The organism is Microbacterium sp. Marseille-Q6648, assembly GCF_943181415.1.
GTDB lineage: Bacteria > Actinomycetota > Actinomycetes > Actinomycetales > Microbacteriaceae > Microbacterium.
In genome coordinates this window covers 72,921-89,123 of the sequence record NZ_CALPBZ010000003.1, presented here as the reverse complement: position 1 = coordinate 89,123, position 16,203 = coordinate 72,921, and the positions used below count along the sequence as shown (strand labels likewise).

The 16,203-nt window shown below is 71.4% G+C and carries 17 protein-coding genes; 7 read left to right on the top strand and 10 right to left on the bottom strand.

The genetic code is table 11. The features are described 5' to 3' along the window. Positions 1 to 44: 44 nt before the first annotated feature. Together NFR93_RS10660 and NFR93_RS10655 are read left to right on the top strand one after the other, a co-directional pair. Positions 45 to 1,277, top strand: coding sequence for an MFS transporter (locus NFR93_RS10660; protein WP_251453589.1), 1,233 nt, complete (start codon positions 45 to 47; stop codon positions 1,275 to 1,277). Between the two features lie 9 nt (positions 1,278 to 1,286). Then, a complete protein-coding gene (locus NFR93_RS10655) occupies positions 1,287 to 2,027 on the top strand; it encodes an NUDIX hydrolase (protein ID WP_251453200.1) in 741 nt (246 codons plus the stop codon). A gap of 1 nt (position 2,028) precedes the next feature. Here NFR93_RS10655 and metX read toward each other — a convergent pair whose 3' ends face one another. Continuing rightward, a complete protein-coding gene (gene metX, locus NFR93_RS10650) occupies positions 2,029 to 3,234 on the bottom strand; it encodes a homoserine O-acetyltransferase MetX (protein WP_251453199.1) in 1,206 nt (401 codons plus the stop codon). Positions 3,235 to 3,347: 113 nt separating this feature from the next. Here metX and NFR93_RS10645 point away from each other — a divergent pair, with 113 nt between their 5' ends. Beyond that, positions 3,348 to 4,046 carry an SDR family oxidoreductase gene (locus NFR93_RS10645; protein ID WP_251453198.1) on the top strand — a complete coding sequence of 233 codons (699 nt, stop codon included), beginning with the start codon at positions 3,348 to 3,350 and terminating at the stop codon, positions 4,044 to 4,046. Between the two features lie 72 nt (positions 4,047 to 4,118). Here the strand turns inward: NFR93_RS10645 and NFR93_RS10640 are convergent, their stop codons facing one another. Beyond that, positions 4,119 to 5,441 carry a bifunctional o-acetylhomoserine/o-acetylserine sulfhydrylase gene (locus tag NFR93_RS10640; RefSeq protein ID WP_251453197.1) on the bottom strand — a complete coding sequence of 441 codons (1,323 nt, stop codon included), beginning with the start codon at positions 5,439 to 5,441 and terminating at the stop codon, positions 4,119 to 4,121. A 128-nt stretch (positions 5,442 to 5,569) separates the two neighbouring features. Between NFR93_RS10640 and NFR93_RS10635 the strand changes: the two genes are divergently transcribed. Further along, a complete protein-coding gene (locus tag NFR93_RS10635) occupies positions 5,570 to 6,364 on the top strand; it encodes an SDR family oxidoreductase (protein ID WP_251453196.1) in 795 nt (264 codons plus the stop codon). On the opposite strand, the gene NFR93_RS10630 is transcribed toward NFR93_RS10635, so the two are convergent. After that, entirely contained in the window at positions 6,357 to 7,805 is a 1,449-nt protein-coding gene (locus NFR93_RS10630) for an MFS transporter (RefSeq protein WP_251453588.1), read from the bottom strand. The two genes, NFR93_RS10635 and NFR93_RS10630, sit on opposite strands and share 8 nt — an antisense overlap. 108 nt (positions 7,806 to 7,913) lie before the next feature. Between NFR93_RS10630 and NFR93_RS10625 the strand changes: the two genes are divergently transcribed. Genes NFR93_RS10625 through NFR93_RS10615 form a run of 3 tightly spaced genes read left to right on the top strand, consistent with a single transcriptional unit; the run spans position 7,914 to position 9,762 of the window. Further along, positions 7,914 to 8,423 carry a phosphoribosyltransferase gene (locus tag NFR93_RS10625; RefSeq protein ID WP_251453195.1) on the top strand — a complete coding sequence of 170 codons (510 nt, stop codon included), beginning with the start codon at positions 7,914 to 7,916 and terminating at the stop codon, positions 8,421 to 8,423. Beyond that, a complete protein-coding gene (locus tag NFR93_RS10620; protein WP_251453194.1) occupies positions 8,420 to 9,121 on the top strand; it encodes a uracil-DNA glycosylase in 702 nt (233 codons plus the stop codon). Before NFR93_RS10625 ends, NFR93_RS10620 begins: the two co-directional genes overlap by 4 nt. Before the next feature lie 23 nt (positions 9,122 to 9,144). Then, positions 9,145 to 9,762, top strand: coding sequence for a GNAT family N-acetyltransferase (locus NFR93_RS10615; protein WP_251453193.1), 618 nt, complete (start codon positions 9,145 to 9,147; stop codon positions 9,760 to 9,762). Here the strand turns inward: NFR93_RS10615 and NFR93_RS10610 are convergent. The 7 genes from NFR93_RS10610 to NFR93_RS10580 form a co-directional block, all read right to left on the bottom strand. Beyond that, positions 9,752 to 10,048, bottom strand: coding sequence for a protealysin inhibitor emfourin (locus NFR93_RS10610; RefSeq protein ID WP_311287335.1), 297 nt, complete (start codon positions 10,046 to 10,048; stop codon positions 9,752 to 9,754). The genes NFR93_RS10615 and NFR93_RS10610 overlap by 11 nt on opposite strands. Before the next feature lie 43 nt (positions 10,049 to 10,091). Beyond that, positions 10,092 to 11,165, bottom strand: coding sequence for a M4 family metallopeptidase (locus NFR93_RS10605; RefSeq protein WP_251453192.1), 1,074 nt, complete (start codon positions 11,163 to 11,165; stop codon positions 10,092 to 10,094). A gap of 70 nt (positions 11,166 to 11,235) precedes the next feature. Next, positions 11,236 to 11,991, bottom strand: coding sequence for an ABC transporter ATP-binding protein (locus NFR93_RS10600; protein ID WP_251453586.1), 756 nt, complete (start codon positions 11,989 to 11,991; stop codon positions 11,236 to 11,238). Positions 11,992 to 12,035: 44 nt separating this feature from the next. Then, entirely contained in the window at positions 12,036 to 12,824 is a 789-nt protein-coding gene (locus tag NFR93_RS10595) for an ABC transporter ATP-binding protein (protein ID WP_251453191.1), read from the bottom strand. After that, positions 12,821 to 13,708 (bottom strand): ABC transporter permease, encoded by an 888-nt coding sequence (locus NFR93_RS10590; protein WP_251453190.1) that lies wholly within the window; start codon positions 13,706 to 13,708, stop codon positions 12,821 to 12,823. Before NFR93_RS10590 ends, NFR93_RS10595 begins: the two co-directional genes overlap by 4 nt. Next, complete coding sequence (locus NFR93_RS10585) at positions 13,705 to 14,655, bottom strand: ABC transporter permease (protein ID WP_251453189.1); 951 nt, start codon at positions 14,653 to 14,655, stop codon at positions 13,705 to 13,707. The genes NFR93_RS10590 and NFR93_RS10585 overlap by 4 nt, the downstream gene beginning before the upstream one ends. Then, the gene (locus NFR93_RS10580) at positions 14,652 to 16,163 is read right to left on the bottom strand and encodes an ABC transporter substrate-binding protein (protein ID WP_251453188.1); all 1,512 of its coding nucleotides are present in this window, start codon (positions 16,161 to 16,163) and stop codon (positions 14,652 to 14,654) included. Before NFR93_RS10580 ends, NFR93_RS10585 begins: the two co-directional genes overlap by 4 nt. Between the last annotated feature and the right edge of the window lie 40 nt (positions 16,164 to 16,203).

Sequence of the window (16,203 nt, the reverse complement as noted above, 5' to 3'; positions counted from 1 at the left end):
AGCATGACCGCGTGACCACCTCGACCTCGTCGAGGGGTGCGGCGATGAGGGCGCTCCTCTCGCTCGCCATCGGCAGCTTCGGCATCGGCATGACCGAGTTCGTCGTCATGGGCCTGCTCCCCGACATCGCACAGGACCTGCTGCCGCAGGCCTGGGCGACCAGGCCCGAGGACGCCATCGCCCAGGCGGGCTGGCTCATCAGCTTGTACGCGCTGGGCGTCGTGATCGGCGCACCGACGATCGCCGGCGCGGTCGCCCGATTCCCGCGGCACCGCGTGATGGTCGCCCTCGCCCTGGCGCTGACCCTCTTCAACGCGCTCACCCTGGTCATGCCCACGTTCGAGACGGTCGCGCTGTCGCGGCTGCTGGCCGGACTGCCGCACGGGGCCTACTTCGGCATCGGCGCCCTCGTCGCCGCCGACGTGCTCGGGCCGGGCAAGCGCGCGAAGGGCGTCGCCTTCGTCCTCACCGGCCTCACCATCGCCAACGTGATCGGCGTGCCGCTCGGCACCTTCCTCGGGCAGCAGTTCGGCTGGCGCGCCGCGTACCTCGTCGTGGTCGGGATCTTCGCCCTGGCGGCGCTGGCGATCTTCACGTCGGTGCCCGCCCATCCCGGCGACGCCGGGCGCACCCTCCGTGCCGAACTCGCGGTCTTCCGCATCGGCCAGGTGTGGCTGACCCTCGGCATCGGAGCGGTCGGTTTCGGCGGATTCTTCGCGGTGTACAGCTATGTCGCCCCGATGGTCACCGAGGTCGCCGGAAGCCCCGCCTGGGCGGTGCCGATCGTCCTCGTCGTGATGGGTGTCGGAATGACCGCGGGGAACATCGCCGGCGGCTACCTCGCCGACCTCGACCTGCGACGCACCCTCATCGGCGGGTTGATCGCGCTCGCCGGCGTCCTCGCCCTGCTCGCCGTGACCGCGGCGTCGGTGTGGGCCCTCGCGCTCCTCGTCTTCGCCACCGGCGTCGTCGCGTCGGTGCTGAGCCCCACGATCCAGACCCGGCTGATGGACGTCGCGGGTGACAACCAGTCCATCGCCGCAGCGCTGAACCACTCGGCCCTGAACATCGGCAACAGCGTCGGGGCGATCCTGGGAGGTGCCGTCATCGCCGCCGGATGGGGATTCGTCGCGCCCGCGTGGGCGGGAGTCGCGCTCGCCCTCGCCGGCCTGGCGATCGCCGGAGCCAGCCTCGCACTCGAGCGGCGCCGGACTTCCCGGGCGGACGCCGCGGACGCCCCGGCCGCGCGCGAGCCGCAAGAGGTGTCCGCCGCCTAGGCTGGCGGGGTGTCCGACCGCACCGCCGCCCGCGACGATCCGCCCCCTGCGGAGCACACGGACGAGGGCCTCCCGATCGCGGCGACGGTCGTCCTGGTCCGCGACGGGACCCCCGGTCCCGAGGTGCTACTGGTCGAGCGGCCCAAGACGGGCTCGTTCCCGGGCGCGTGGGTCTTCCCCGGCGGCAGGCTCGAGCCCGTCGACGGTGCGCCCGCCGAGGATGAGGAGCGCGCCGCGCGCCGGGCGGCGGTGCGCGAGACGTCGGAGGAGACCGGGCTCGCCGTGGACCCGCGTGCGCTCGTCGCGCTGTCGCGATGGCACCCGCCGCCCGGAATCCCCGTGCGTATCCGGACGTGGTTCTTCCTGGCCCCGGCGCCCCGGGGCGACCTGGTGCTCGCGCCCGACGAGATCGCGGCCGCGCAGTGGCGGACGCCCGCGCAGGCACTGGCCGAGCACGGTCGCGGCGAGCGGACGCTGTTCCCGCCGACGTGGGTGACCCTCCACGGCCTCCGCGGTCACAGCGACGCGCGCTCTCTTCTCGCGTTCGCCGATCGGCGCGGCGTCGAGCTCTTCGAGACACGCGTGCTGGCGGGTGCCGGGGGCCCGGTCATGCTGTGGCGCGAGGACGCGGACTATGGCGCGGATGCCGGGGTCGCGGCAGCTGCGCGGGCCGACGACGCGGGCAGCGACGGTCGTCGCCATCGCCTCCGCACGGGCGCGCTGCCGTGGGTCTACGAGCGGGAGTTCTGAGTCAGGTCTCCAGCAGACGGCGCACGTGCCCGCCGACGACGGCGGTCTCGATGAGGAATCCGTCATGCCCGAAGTCGCTCGAGAGCACGACTGCGCGGTCTCCGTCGAGCGTCGTCGGGATGCTGCGGGCGATACGGTGCTGGCCGTCGATGGGGAACAGGCGGTCGCTGTCGACGCCGAGGACGAGCGCCGTCGCCGAGACCCGCCGGAGCGCCTCCTCGACACCGCCGCGGTCGCGGCCCACGTCGTGGGAGTTCATCGCCTCGACCAGGGCGATGTAGCTGTTGGCGTCGAAGCGCCGCGTGAACTTGTTGCCGTGGAAGTCCAGATACGACTCCACCGCGAAGCGTCCGCCGCGGCCGAGGGGGCTCACACCCGACTGCCATGAGCGCTGGAAGCGCTGGTTCAGCTCGGTGGGGGAGCGGTAGTTCAGCAGGGCCATGCGCCGTGCGAGGGCGAGACCGCGCGTGGGACCGTCGCCGTCCGGCGCGTCGTAGTACTCGCCGCCGGCGAAGCGCGGATCGATGCGGATCGCTTCTATCTGCACCGAGTTGAGGGCGATCTGGTCGGCGGTGTTGGTGGGCGGTGAGGACAGGATGCCCACACGGGCCACCCTCTCGGGGAACCCGACCGCCCACTCCAGTGCATGCATACCGCCCATCGAGCCGCCGACGACAGCGGCCCACACATCGATCCCGAGTGCGTCGGCGAGGCGGACCTGGGCGGCCACCTGATCGCGGATCGTGAGGTAGGGGAAACGGGATGCCCATTCGTATCCGTCGGGTCCGATGCTCGCCGGGCCCGTCGAGCCCTGGCAGCCGCCGAGCATGTTGGGGGCGATCACGAACCAGCGGTCGGTGTCGATGGGAGCGCCGGGCCCGACGATGTCGTCCCACCAACCCGACGTCGGGTGCCCGGGGCCCGCGGGACCGCGGACGTGGCTGTCGCCGGTGAGGGCGTGGAGGATCAGGACGGCGTTGTCGCGCGCCGGATTCAGCTCGCCCCACGTCTCGTACGCCAGGCGGTAGCCGGGAAGCTCCCGCCCACCCTCGGTGTGGAAGGCGCCGAACGCGGCGAAGTGCCGTTCTCCGACCGGATCTCCGTCGCGCCATCCGCCGGTGGCGGGCGGGCGGCCGAGCAGCAGGCGCGCGTCGGCCTCCGTCACCGGTGCCGAGGGCACGGTGTCTTCGGAGGTCTGCCAGTCCATCGGACCATTCTCTCCATCCCGGTGAGGGATGCGGACGCGTGTTACGCGCTGTCTCGCCGGAAAGCTCGCCAGGACGGCCCTCACCTCGGGTTGCCGGGGCCACAATGGTGCGCATGGCGAGATACCTGGTGATCGCGGCAACCAGTGCGATCGGCGCGGCGACGACCTCGCGCTTGCGGGCCGCCGGTCACGAGGTCGTGACGACCGGGCGCCGCGATGCTGCGGGCGGCACGGACTTCTCTCTCGATGCGACGGACTTCGCAGCGGTCGATCAGGTCTTCTCGCAGGCGGGCGATCTCGACGGGGTCGCGGCGTTCGCCGGGTCGATGCTCCTCAAACCCGCGCACCTCACCTCGCGCGAGCAGTTCGACGACGTCATCGCCGCGTCGCTGACGACAGCCTTCGCGACGGTGCGCGCCGCCGGGCGACACATGCGCCGCGGCGGGTCGGTGGTGCTCGTGTCCTCCGCAGCGGCCCTCGCCGGGCTGTCGAATCACGACGCGATCGCCGCGGCCAAGGCCGGCGTGATCGGGCTGACCCTCTCCGCCGCCGCGAGCTACGCCTCGCAGAACCTGCGTGTCAATGCCGTGGCCCCGGGCCTGACGCGCACGCCGCTGACGGCATCGCTCACAGCCTCCGAGACGTCGCGGAAGGTGTCGGAGTCGATGCACGCCCTCGGCCGGCTGGGGGAGCCCGACGACGTCGCCCGCGCGGTCGCCTTCCTCCTCGACCCCGAGAACGATTGGATCACCGGGCAGGTGCTCGGAGTCGACGGCGGTCTCGGTCACGTCCGTCCGAAGGCGCGCGGCTGATCGGCTCCCGATGACGACGGATGCCCCCGGCCATGCGGCCGGGGGCATCGCTTTCCCCTTGCACGAGGTCGATCAGGCGCGGGCGGCCTCCGAGACGCGACGCGCGGCGGCCAGAGCCTGGGCGAGGTCGCCCTTGAGGTCGTCGACGTTCTCGATACCCACCGAGAGGCGCACCAGGCCGGGCGTGACGCCCGCGGTCAGCTGCTGCTCGGGGGTCAGCTGCGAGTGCGTCGTGGAGGCCGGGTGGATGACCAGCGAGCGGACGTCGCCGATGTTGGCGAGGTGGCTGAAGAGGGCGAGCGAGTTGACGAACTCGCGTCCTGCCTCGACTCCGCCCTTCAGCTCGAACGAGAGCACGGCTCCCACGCCCTTCGGCGCGTAGGTGTTGGCGGCGGCGTACCACGGCGAGGTGGGCAGTCCCGAGTAGTTGACGGCGGCGACGTCATCGTGGTTCTCGAGCCACTCCGCGATCTCCTGTGCGTTCTGAACGTGACGCTCCATGCGCAGCGAGAGCGTCTCGACGCCCTGGATGAGCAGCCACGCGCTCTGCGGCGAGATGGCCGAGCCGAGGTCGCGGAGCAGCTGGACGCGCGCCTTGATGATGTAGGCGAGCCCGTCGCCGACCGCGGTCGTGTAGCTCGCACCGTGGTACGAGGGGTCGGGCTCGGTGAGGCCGGGGAAGCGGTCGACGTTCTTCGACCACGCGAACGAGCCGCCGTCGACGATCACGCCGCCGATGGTCGTGCCGTGGCCGCCGAGGAACTTCGTGGCGGAGTGGATGACGATGTCGGCGCCGTGCTCGAACGGGCGGATGAGGTAGGGCGTCGCGATGGTGTTGTCGACGATGAGCGGGACTCCGGAATCGTGGGCGACGTCGGCGACCGTGCGGATGTCGAGCACGTTGATCTTGGGGTTGCCGATCGTCTCGGCGAAGAACAGCTTGGTGTTCGGGCGGACCGCGGCGCGCCACTCGTCGGCGTCGTCCTGGTTCTCGACGAACGTGGTTTCGATGCCGAGCTTGGCGAGCGTGTACTTGAAGAGGTTGTAGGTGCCGCCGTAGATCGAGCTCGACGACACGATGTGGTCGCCGGCTTGCGCGATGTTGAGCACCGCGAACGTCTCGGCCGCCTGGCCACTGGCGACCACGAGTGCCCCCGTGCCGCCCTCGAGCGCCGCTATGCGCTGTTCGAGGACATCCTGGGTGGGGTTCTGGATGCGGGTGTAGATGTTGCCGAACTCCGACAGGGCGAACAGGTTCGCCGCGTGGGTCGTGCTGTCGAAGACGTAGGACGTCGTCTGATAGATCGGCGTCGCACGGGCCTTGGTGACCGGGTCGGGCTGGGCGCCCGAATGGACCTGCTTGGTCTCGAAACGCCAGTTCTCGGGTGCGGACATGGCTCACTCCTGTGGGTCTTCGGGCCGGAGCGAATGCGACCGGCCGGTTCGAGGCTACGGACACCCCCTCTTCCGCTCAACGACGGGGACACGCGGCGTAACGTGTTCGCGGGGGTAGCGTGGAGCTCATGACGACGCGGCGTGCAGTGGTGACAGGTGCGAGCTCGGGGATCGGAGCGGCGACGGTGCGGCTGCTGCGACAGCGCGGCTGGGGGGTCGTCGCCGTAGCTCGGCGCGCCGCACGGCTGGAGCAGCTGCAGGCCGAGACGGGCGCGGTGGCCTACGCCGCCGACCTGACGAGCGGCGTCGACGTCGATGCCCTCGCCGAGTGGCTCGCCGAGACCGGGCCTGTCCATGCCCTCGTCCATGTCGCCGGAGGCGCGCGCGGTGCCGATCGCGTGGAGGACGGCGATCCGGAGGACTGGCGCTGGATGTTCGAGGTCAACGTCCTGTCGGGCCAGCGTCTCGTCGCCGCGCTGCTGCCGCTGCTCCGCGAAGCCGCCGCCGTGGACGGCCACGCCGACACCCTGTTCGTCACCTCGACCGCAGCCCAGACGGCCTACCCGGGCGGCGCGGGATACAACGCCGCCAAAGCGGGCGAGGCGATGCTGGCGCACGCGCTGCGGCTGGAGCTCAACGGCGAGCCGATCCGGGTGGTCGAGATCGCTCCCGGAATGGTGCACACCGAGGAGTTCACCCTCAACCGGCTGGGCGGGGACCGCAACGCCGCCGAGCGGGTCTACGACGATGTGCCGGCACCGCTGGTCGCTGAGGATGTCGCGGACGTGATCGCCTACGCGCTGGACGCGCCCGGACACGTCAACCTCGACCTGGTCACGATGCGCCCGGTGGCGCAGTCGGCACAGCATCTGCTCGCGCGCGGACCGCTGCGGGCGCGCGTGCTCGACGGCCCCGTCAGATGATCTGAGACTCTCCTGCGGCCGCGTCCGCCGGCGCGGGCGCGTCGTCCGCGAAGGCGACCTTCGGCACGACGAACAGGAGCGCCGCCGCGAGGAAGCCGCCGGCCGCGCACACCGCCCACACCAGCTGGTAGCCGCCGAGCGATGCGGCCGTCTCGCTGGCGAGCGTGCCTGCCCCGACCGCCAGCACGACGCCGAACAGCGCCGAGGCGAACGTGCCGCCGATGGTCTTCGTGGTGTTGGTCAGCGCCGAGGCGACTCCCGTCTGGCCCCGGGGGGCTGCGGCGGCAGCCGCCGCCGGCATGGCACCTACGAGGGCGCCGGAGCCGAGGCCTGCGATCGAGAGGTTGAGGAGCACCTGCCAGAGCTCCTGGTGGAACGGCACGAACAGGGCGTATCCCACCCCGACCAGTCCTGCGGCGACGATCAGGATCGCGCGAGGAGGCGCCCGGCGACTCGTGACGGCGAAGAGCACCGCCCCGACGATGAGGGACACGAGGTAGACCCCGATGACATTGGACCTTCCGGTCGCGTCGAGGCCGAGGCCGTACCCCAGCGACGTGTCGGTGCCGGCGTAGGTGGACAGCGGCCCCTGGGCACCCAGAAGACTGATCCCGATCAGAAAAGCGGTCGCCTGGACCGGCCACATCTCGGGCCGGCGGAGCACCCGGATGTCGATCGCGGGATCGTCCTGGCCGAGCTCGTAGCGGACGAACCACGCGAACGCGCCCACGCCGAGCGACAGCAGCAGCCAGACCACGACGAAGTCCGGCCCGTTCAGCCGCAGGAAGGTCAGCGCGCTGGTGACCAGCAGCAGCCCCAGCGCCAGGATCACGAAGCCTCCCGTGTCGAGAGAGCGGTCGGGTGTCGGCTCGGACTCGGGAACGGCGAGCCAGATGACCACGGCCACGAGCGACACGGCGATCGCCGGGACGATCAGCGTGAGGGTCAGATCGCCGCCGGTGGCGGCGAAGATCCGTCCGGCTGCGAGCGCGCCGGCGATGGCGCCGACCTGCAACCCGACGACCAGAAGGCCGGCCGCGCGCCGCGTGGTCGACACGCCCCGGTTCTGCCGGCGACCGCGCTCGAAGATGAGGGCGATCTCGAGAGGGAGCCACACCACGTAGAAGCCCTGCAGCGCCCATGCCAGCAGGAAGGTCCAGAACGATCCCGCGAAAGCCAGCCACCAGCTGGCGCCCGCGGTGAGGACGGCGGCGATCAGCAGGATGCGCTTGTGGCCGTACATGTCGCCGAGCTTCGCGAGGACCGGCACCACGAGGGACGACAGCAGCAGCTGGGCCGCCTCGAACCAGTTGACGTCGGCGTCGCGGATGCCGAGGTGCTCGACGATGTCGCTGAACAGGGGGACGTAGTACCCCTGCAGGATGCCGCTGGCGACCTCGACCAGGACGAACCACCCGATGAGGCCGGCGGTGATTCCCATCGCGGAGCCGCTCAGGCGCCGACGGCCGGAGGAGAGGCGTGACACGTGGTGAGACTACAGGCGCACGCTCGCGCCCGTAGGGTGGATTCCCGAGCAGAAGGAGGCGCCGTGGGCGATGCGGGCGGTCGGCGGGAGACTCTCACGTGGGACGGGTTCGGTGAGGCATCGCGCGAGATAGCCCGCGCCGTCCTGGCGGACGGGTTCGTCCCCGAGGTGGTCGTGGCGATCGCGCGCGGCGGGCTGCTGCCCGCGGGGGCCATCGCATACGGTCTGGGCGTGAAGAACTGCGGCGCGATCAACGTCGAGTTCTACACCGGAGTCGGCACGGTCCTGGACGCTCCGGCCGTGCTTCCTCCCGAGCTCGACATGACCTACCTCGACGGCCGCCGTGTGCTGCTGGTCGACGACGTCGCCGACAGCGGCCGCACGCTCGCGCTGGCTGTCGCACTGCTGCGGGACCGGGGCGCGGACGTCCGCTCGGCAACCATCTACACCAAGCCGACGACCATCATCCAGCCGGACTACGCGTTCAAGGACACCGACCTGTGGATCGATTTCCCGTGGTCGGCGCAGGGCTCGGTCATCGAGCAGGACTCGGGGCTGGCACCGAGCGCATGAGCCCGCTGTCGCTGCCCGAGCTCGCCGCCACCGGCCGCCTGGACCCGGGGTGGGCCGTGGCGCTGGAGCCCGTGGCCGACGACATCGCCCGGCTGGGGGAGCGCCTCCGTCACGAGACGGCCGCCGGTCGGGGCTACCTTCCCGCCGGCGAGCTGGTCCTCCGCGCCTTCGCACGCCCTCTCGATGAGGTGCGCGTGCTGATCGTGGGACAGGACCCCTACCCGACCCCGGGGCATCCGATCGGACTGTCCTTCGCCGTGGACGCGCACGTGCGCCCGCTGCCCCGAAGCCTGGCGAACATCTACCGCGAGCTCGAGACCGACCTCGGCTTCGAGCCCGTCGCTCACGGCGATCTGTCGGCGTGGGCCGCACAGGGCGTGATGCTGCTCAACCGCGTCCTCACCGTCGCGCCCGGCGTGCCCGGCTCGCATCGGCGCTGGGGCTGGGAAACGGTCACCGAGCACGCGATCCGCGTGCTGGCCGCCCGCGGCCGGCCGCTGGTCGCCGTGCTGTGGGGCAAGGACGCCGCGGGCCTTGCGCCGCTGCTCGGCGACACGCCCGTCGTGGCGTCGCCGCATCCGTCGCCGTTGTCGGCCGCCAGGGGGTTCTTCGGATCCCGCCCCTTCTCGCGCACGAACGACCTGCTGCGCGCGCAGGGCGCCGCGCCCGTGGACTGGCGCGTGCCGGAAGCGGGGTGATCATCAGCCTCTAGGCTGGGCGCATGCTGGAGGAGGAGTACGACCGCGACCGCCGGCGTCTGCCGCGTCATCTGCGGCGGCGTCCCGAGCCGGAGCGGCCGTTCTCGTACTCCATCCGCCCGGTCGAGGAGCGGGACGTCCCCGACATCCGCGAGATCTACAACTACTACGTCACCAACTCGGTGGTGACCTTCGACGAGAAGAAGTGGACCGTCGCGCAGTGGCGTGACAAGCTCGCCCACCTGCGGAAGCTCGACCTGCCGTTCCTGGTCGCGGAGTCTCCGAGCGGGCAGGTGCTCGGCTACGCGTACGTGTCGCCGTGGTCGGGCAAGTCCAGCTACCGCTACACCGTCGAGAACTCCATCTACCTCGGGCAAGCAGCCGCCGGCAAAGGGCTGGGGCGCGCTCTGCTCGAAGCGCTCATCGCCGCGTGCGAGGAGAAGGGCATCCGCGAGATCGTCGCGGTGATCAGCGACAAGGGCGCCGAGTCCTCGGTCGCCCTCCACGAGAAGCTCGGCTTCACCGAGGTCGGACGCATGGGGCGGGTCGGGTTCAAGTTCGGACGCTGGCTCGGGACGATCTACCTGCAGAAGTCGCTGAAACCGGCCAAGAAGGCCAAGCGCGGGCTCTTCACCCGCTGACGTCGTCGGATGCCGGCGGGCTCCACGCGCGGGCCTCGTCGACCAGCCGGCGCCAGGCGCCGATGAGACTGCTCTCGGGCAGCTCCGCCCGGCGGGTCGGTCCCGGCTCGCAGCGGGCGCGGATGCGCCAGGTGAAGCGGTCCGCCTCCGGCGCCCGTCCGTCGACCGGCTCGTCCCACGGGCACTTCTCGATGAGTTCGGTCCAGTGCGGGACGTCGACGGGATCCGGTTCGACCCGCCACTCGCGCTGCAGGCCGGCGAACCCGCCGGAGCGGATGACCGCCACTTCCACCCGCGGGGGCGCAGCGGACGGGGGTGGGACGGGGACGTCAGGCCCCGGGTCGTTCGCGTCCATCCTCGTGCACGCCGACGCCCTCCCATGCGGAGCGGACCGCGGCGACCTCCTCCGATCCCTCACCGTACTCCGACTCGGCGGCGAAGCGCGTCGCCCGTGCGAACGCGGCGAAATCCGCGGTGGGCGACAGCGTCCCGGCGGTGAGGGTGCGGTACCAGATGAGGCCGGCGCGCTCCCAAGCGCGGCCGCCCAGGGCGGTCGCGACCAGGTAGAACGCGTGATTGGGGATGCCGGAGTTGATGTGCACTCCGCCGTTGTCGTCGATCGTGCGCACGAAGTCGCGCATGTGCGCCGGTTGCGGATCGCGGCCGAGCACGTCGTCGTCGTAGGCCGTGCCGGGAGCCTCGAGCGACCGCAGCGCCGAGCCCTGCACCTGATCGGTGAAGATGCCCTCGCCGATGAGCCATGACGCCTCGTCGGCGCGCTGTCCGAGGTGGTGCTGCTCGGCCAGCGCGCCCAGCACGTCGGCGATCGACTCGTTCAGGGCCCCGGACTGGTCGCGGTAGACCAAGCCGCCCTCGTCTTCGATGACCCCGTGGGCGAGCTCATGGGCGATGACACTGAGCGAGCGCGTGAAACCGGTGAAGATCTCGCCGTCGCCATCGCCGAAGACCATGCGCTCGCCGTTCCAGAAGGCGTTGTCGTAGTCCAGCCCGTAATGCACCGTCGCCCGGAGCTCGCCGCCGGCGCCGTCCAGCGACGTCCGGCCGAAGGCGTCCCACAGGAAGTCGAACGTCACCCCCAGCCCGTCGAACGCCTCGTCCACGGCGGCGTCGCCGGTCACCGCGTCGTCTTCGCCGCGGACGCGCATCCCCGGCAGCTCCTCGCGCTGCTGGGCGTCCCACACGATCCGTTCGGGACCGGGGGCCGACTCGGCCACGAGGGTGCCGGACTCCTCCACGGACAGGCGGATGCGGGTCCGCCCCGGGCGGTAGTCGCGTGGTGCGGCGAGGGTGGCGCGGGCCGCATGCGCCGCGCGCGCCCACGCGGGCTCCTGCACGGAGGCGATGCGTGCCAGCAGGTACGGGGGGATGATCGCGTGGGCCATGGGTCTCCTCGGTCGGACTCCGAGGCTAACGCCCGCCCGGGACACCCGGGGGGAGGTCACGGCCGGGGCGTCATCGGCTCGTGTCGGGGTCGATCGCCGGGATCGAGGCGAGCAGCCGGCGGGTGTAGGCCACCTGCGGCTGCTGCAGCACCTTCTCCGTCGGCCCCTCCTCGACGATGCGGCCGTCCTTCATCACCACGACCTCGTCGCACAGGTTCTGCACCACGCCGATGTCATGCGAGACCATCACGAGCGTGAGACCGTCGCGCGCGCGCAGGGTGGTCAGCAGTTCGAGGATCTGGGAACGGACGGTCACATCGAGCGCCGACAGCGGCTCGTCGCCGACCAGCAGCCGCGGACGATGCACGATCGCCCGTGCCAGGGCGATCCGCTGGCGCTGACCGCCCGAGAACTCGTGCGGGAAGCGCTCGGCCATGTCCGGCTCCAGCCCGACCTCGGCGAGCACCTCCCGCACCCGCGCGCGGCGATCCCCATCGACCCCCAGCGCCCACAGCGGCTCGCCCACGATGCGCCCCACGCTCATGCGGGGGTCCAGCGATGCATACGGGTCCTGGAAGACGATGCCCGTCTCGCGGCGCAGCCAGTGCAGGTCGCGGGCGGACGCCCGCGCGTCCACCCCGCGGCCCGCGAACTCGACCGTCCCCGACGTCGGGGCATCCAGTGCCAGCAGCAGGCGAACGAGGGTCGACTTGCCCGAACCGGACTCGCCGATGATGCCCAGCGCGCTGCCCTCGCGCACGTCGACGTCGACGTCGTCGAGCGCCACGGTGTGGCCCGCTCGCTCGAAGAGGGTCCGTCGGGGCATCGGGAAGCGGCGTCCGAGACCGCGACCGCTCAGCAGCACGTCGCTCACTCGTCACCACCCGGCCGCCAGAGGGTCGCCGTCGCGTCGCGCAGCAGTCCCCGCGTCACGGGCGACGCCGGCGATGTCAGCAGTGTGGGGACGGGTGCCTGCTCGACGACGCGACCGCCTTCGAGCACGATCCCGTGGGTGGCGATCTGCGAGAGCACCGCCAGGTCGTGGGTGATGAAGACCAGGCCCATGCCGGCGTCCTGCACCAGCGCGCGCAGCAGCGCCAGGATCTCGGCCTGGATCGTGACGTCCAGGGCCGTCGTGGGCTCATCGGCGATCAGCAGGCGGGGGCGGCAGGCCAGCGCCATCGCGATGGCCACGCGCTGACGCTGGCCGCCGGAGAGCTGGTGCGGGTAGCGATCGACGATGAACTCGGGGTCGGGAAGCGAGACGCGGCGCGCCTCTTCGACGGCGCGGTGAGCGGCATCCTTCCTGGTCGCGGTCTGGTGGATGCGGATCGATTCGGCGATCTGCCGGCCGACGGTGCGGATGGGGTTGAGCGCGGTGCGGGGCTCCTGGAAGACGATGCCGATCTCGTCGCCGCGCAGTCGAGCCAGCTCGCGGTCGTCCATACCGACGAGTTCGCGGTCGTCCCACCGGATGCTGCCGGTCGCGGTGGCGCCGTCCGGGAGGAGTCCGAGGACGGCCAGGGCCGTGAGCGACTTTCCCGACCCGGACTCGCCGATGAGTCCGACGCGGGCGCCGTCCGGCACGTCGAACGACACGCCGTCCACCACCCGGCGTCCGGCGATCTCGACGACGAGGTCGCGCACCACCAGGCTCATGCGACGACCTCGGGCACGTGCGTGCGGGCCGGGGCGCTGCGGGCACGACGGCCGAGTGTCGGATCGGTCGCCTCGCGCAACGCGTCGCCGAGGAGGTTCAGGCCGAGGACGGTGAGGGTGATGGCCAGCCCGGGCCACAGCACCGACAGCGGATGCACCGTGATGAACTGCTGCAGCTCGTCCAGCACCAGCCCCCACGACGGCTCGGTCACCGGCGCCCCGAACCCGAGATACGACAGACCCGCTTCGGCGAGGACCGCCACCGCCATGCCCCACGACAGCTGCACGATGAAGACGGGGGCGACGTTGGGCAGCAGGTGGCGCCACAGGTTCTGCGCGGGGGTGAGTCCGTACGCGCGGCCGGCCAGCACGAAGTCGCTGTGCAGCACCCGCCTGAGCTCCGGCCGCGCGACGCGGGCGATGTTGACGCCGAAGCCGATGCCCACCGACCAGATCACCACCCACAGCGAACCGCCCCACACCGCCGAGATCATCATGGCGATGATGAGCACGGGGAAGGCGATGAGGATGTCCACCAGCACCGCGACCGACTCGCGCACCCAGCGCGCTGTCAGGGCGCCGAGGGACGCCAGGAGGATGCCGACCGCGGTCGCCACGACGCCGGCCCCGACGGCGACGAGCACGGTCGTGCGCGCCCCCGCCATGACAAGAGAGAGGATGTCGCGCCCCGAGCCGTCGGTGCCGAGGACGTGCGGCCAGCCCGGAGGTGCCCAGCGCTGCGAGATCTCGACCTGTCGGGGGTCGAACGGCGTCCACACGATCGACACCAGGGCGGTCGTGAGCACGACGATCACCACGATGACCCCGAAGCGTCCCGTCGACAGCTGCCACAGGCGTCGCAGCCACGTGCCCCGCCGGCTCACGACGCCTCCCTCTGCCGCGGATCGATGACCCGGTGGACGAGGTCGACGACGAATCCGACGATGAGGACGAAGCCGGTCAGCACCAGGAGTTCGCCCTGCACCTTCGGCAGATCCCGGGCGCCCACGTCGGCCACCAGCATCCGGCCGATGCCCGGCAGGGTGAACAGCTGCTCGATCACGACCGCGCCGACGATGATGCCCGCGACCTGGAGCCCCAGCACGGTGATGACGGACAGCCCGACGTTGGGGAGACCGTGGCGGATGAGGGCGGCGGTGCGGGTGAGGCCCTTCGCCGCCGCGGTGCGGACGTAGTCCTGACCCACCGCCTGCAGGGTCGCGCTGCGGACGAACCGCAGCAGCATCGCGCCCTCCACGACGCCGATCGTGAGAGCGGGGAGGAGGAGGGCGCGGAAGGCGGCCCCGGGATCGCCCCAGCCCGCCCGCGGGAAACCCTGCGCGGGCAGCCAGCCCAGCCACACGGCGAACACGACGACCAGCATCATGCCCGCCCAGACCACCGGGACGGCGGCGAGCGCCTGCGCGCCCACGTTCAGGGCGGTGCCGTCCGCTCGGCCGCGGCGAAGTGCCGACAGCACCCCGAGCGGAACGCTCAGCACGATGGCGATCGTGAGCGACATCAGCCCGAGCGGGATCGTGACCTCGGCCTTCTCGGCAAGTTCCGAGGCGACCGTGGATCCGGTCAGCAGCGAGGATCCGAGATCGCCGCGGAGGACGCCCCCGATCCACTCGGCGTACTGCGCCGGCAGCGGCTGGTCCAAGCCGAGGCGCTCCCGGATGGCCGCGACCTGTGCGGGGGTGGAGTTGACTCCCGCGATCAGCTGCGCGACGTCGCCGGGGAGCACCCGGAGTGTGACGAAGATGAGCGCACTGGCGACGAACAGGCCGAGCAGCAGCAGGGCCAGTCGCGTCAGCGCGTACCGGATCACCCGTCGCTCTTGGCCAGCTCGGCGAGGTCGAGACGTTCGTTGACGTTGACCGACGGCATCCCCGTGACGCTCGTGGCGACCGCCAGCACGGAAGCGCCGTTGTAGAGCCAGTCCGCGGCGTGGTCTTCGGAGACGATGCGGGCGGCCTCGGCCAGCAGTTCGGCGGCGGCATCCTCGTCGGTGGCGGCGAGAGCCTGCTGGTGGAGCTCCTGCACCTCGGGGTTGTCGTAGGTGAAGTAGTACTCCGGATCAGCCCAGTTCTCGAAGTCCCGCGCCTCGGTGTGCAGCACGAAGCTCAGCTCGTAGTCCTGGTTGACGTAGACGTCGTTCAGCCAGGTCGAGAAGTCCACGGACTCGACCTCGAGCGAGATGCCGACCTCGTTGAGGTCCGACACCAGGATCTGCGGGATCGTGGTGGAGTAGAAGCTCGGAATGGTGAGGGTCAGCTCGAGGTCGTCGGCGCCGGCCTCCTCCAGGAGCGCCCGCGCCGCTTCGGGGTCGTACGGGGCGACATCGGACAGGTCCTCGTAGCCGGGGTCGAGCGAGGGGATCGGGCCGTACTGGGTCTGGCCCGAGGAGGCGGCGTCGATGAAGGCCTGGTGATCGATCGCCTGCCGGATCGCCTGTCGCACGCGCTCGTCGGCAAGGGGGCTTCCCTCGTTCTGGTTGAACGCCAGAGTGCCCTTGTCGGTCGATTCGCCGAGGACGAGGGCGAAGTCGCCGCCGGCCTCGACCTGCTCCTGCAGGTTCGCGTCGAATCCCGTCAGCACGTCGACTTCGCCGGCGAGGGCCGCGCCGAGTGCGGCCTGGTTGTCGGGGATGTACGAGAAGACCACCTCGGCGACCTGAGCGGGATCGCCCCAGTAGTCGTCGAAACGCGTGAAGAGGATGCTGTCGCCCTGACGCCAGTCGGACAGCACGAACGGTCCTGTGCCGTTGGCCGCGGTGGCGTAGTCCACGCCGTCGTCCTCTTTGAGGATGATCCCGGCGCGGCCGGTGAGATTCCACAGCAGGCTGGAGTCGGGCCGGCTGAGGCCGAGCGTGATCGTCTGGCCGTCCGCCTCGATCGTCTCGACGGCGGAGAGGCGGGCCGAATCGCGCCACGCGGGGGTGTCCTTGCGGGTCTGCAGCGACCACACGACGTCTTCCGGGGTGAGCTCCTGGCCGTCATGGAAGACGACGCCCTCCCGCAGGGTGAACGTGTAGGTGAGCCCGTCCGGCGACACGTCGTAGTCGCTCGCGAGCGCCGGCTCGATGTCCTGCTCGGCTGTTCGCGAGATCAGCCCCTGATAGACGTTGTCGACGAGGATCTGATCCAGCGCGGCGCCCGCCGTCTCGCGGATGTCCAGGTTGCCCGGCTCGAGCACCAGCCGGATCCCCACCGAGGCGTCGGGGTCCGGTTCGCCGGTGACCGTCGGGGTGGGGGCATCAGCGGCGGTGCACGACGTCAGCGCGAGGACGCCGGCGGCGAGCAGCGCGGTCGCGGCGAGGGCGGTGCGGCGGGGCATGGGGGTCCTTTCGGCGGGAGGCGCGTCACGCGCGCGGGCC

Bases quoted from the DNA above. Each gene is read 5' to 3' on its own strand.
- NFR93_RS10615 (WP_251453193.1), top strand. From the start codon at position 9,145: ATGCTGGAGGAGGAGTACGACCGCGACCGCCGGCGTCTGCCGCGTCAT.
- NFR93_RS10640 (WP_251453197.1), bottom strand. From the start codon at position 5,441: ATGTCCGCACCCGAGAACTGGCGTTTCGAGACCAAGCAGGTCCATTCG.
- NFR93_RS10660 (WP_251453589.1), top strand. From the start codon at position 45: ATGAGGGCGCTCCTCTCGCTCGCCATCGGCAGCTTCGGCATCGGCATG.
- NFR93_RS10645 (WP_251453198.1), top strand. From the start codon at position 3,348: ATGGCGAGATACCTGGTGATCGCGGCAACCAGTGCGATCGGCGCGGCG.
- NFR93_RS10595 (WP_251453191.1), bottom strand. From the start codon at position 12,824: ATGAGCCTGGTGGTGCGCGACCTCGTCGTCGAGATCGCCGGACGCCGG.
- NFR93_RS10630 (WP_251453588.1), bottom strand. From the start codon at position 7,805: ATGGGAATCACCGCCGGCCTCATCGGGTGGTTCGTCCTGGTCGAGGTC.
- metX (WP_251453199.1), bottom strand. From the start codon at position 3,234: ATGGACTGGCAGACCTCCGAAGACACCGTGCCCTCGGCACCGGTGACG.
- NFR93_RS10620 (WP_251453194.1), top strand. From the start codon at position 8,420: ATGAGCCCGCTGTCGCTGCCCGAGCTCGCCGCCACCGGCCGCCTGGAC.
- NFR93_RS10580 (WP_251453188.1), bottom strand. From the start codon at position 16,163: ATGCCCCGCCGCACCGCCCTCGCCGCGACCGCGCTGCTCGCCGCCGGC.
- NFR93_RS10635 (WP_251453196.1), top strand. From the start codon at position 5,570: ATGACGACGCGGCGTGCAGTGGTGACAGGTGCGAGCTCGGGGATCGGA.
- NFR93_RS10600 (WP_251453586.1), bottom strand. From the start codon at position 11,991: ATGCCCCGACGGACCCTCTTCGAGCGAGCGGGCCACACCGTGGCGCTC.
- NFR93_RS10605 (WP_251453192.1), bottom strand. From the start codon at position 11,165: ATGGCCCACGCGATCATCCCCCCGTACCTGCTGGCACGCATCGCCTCC.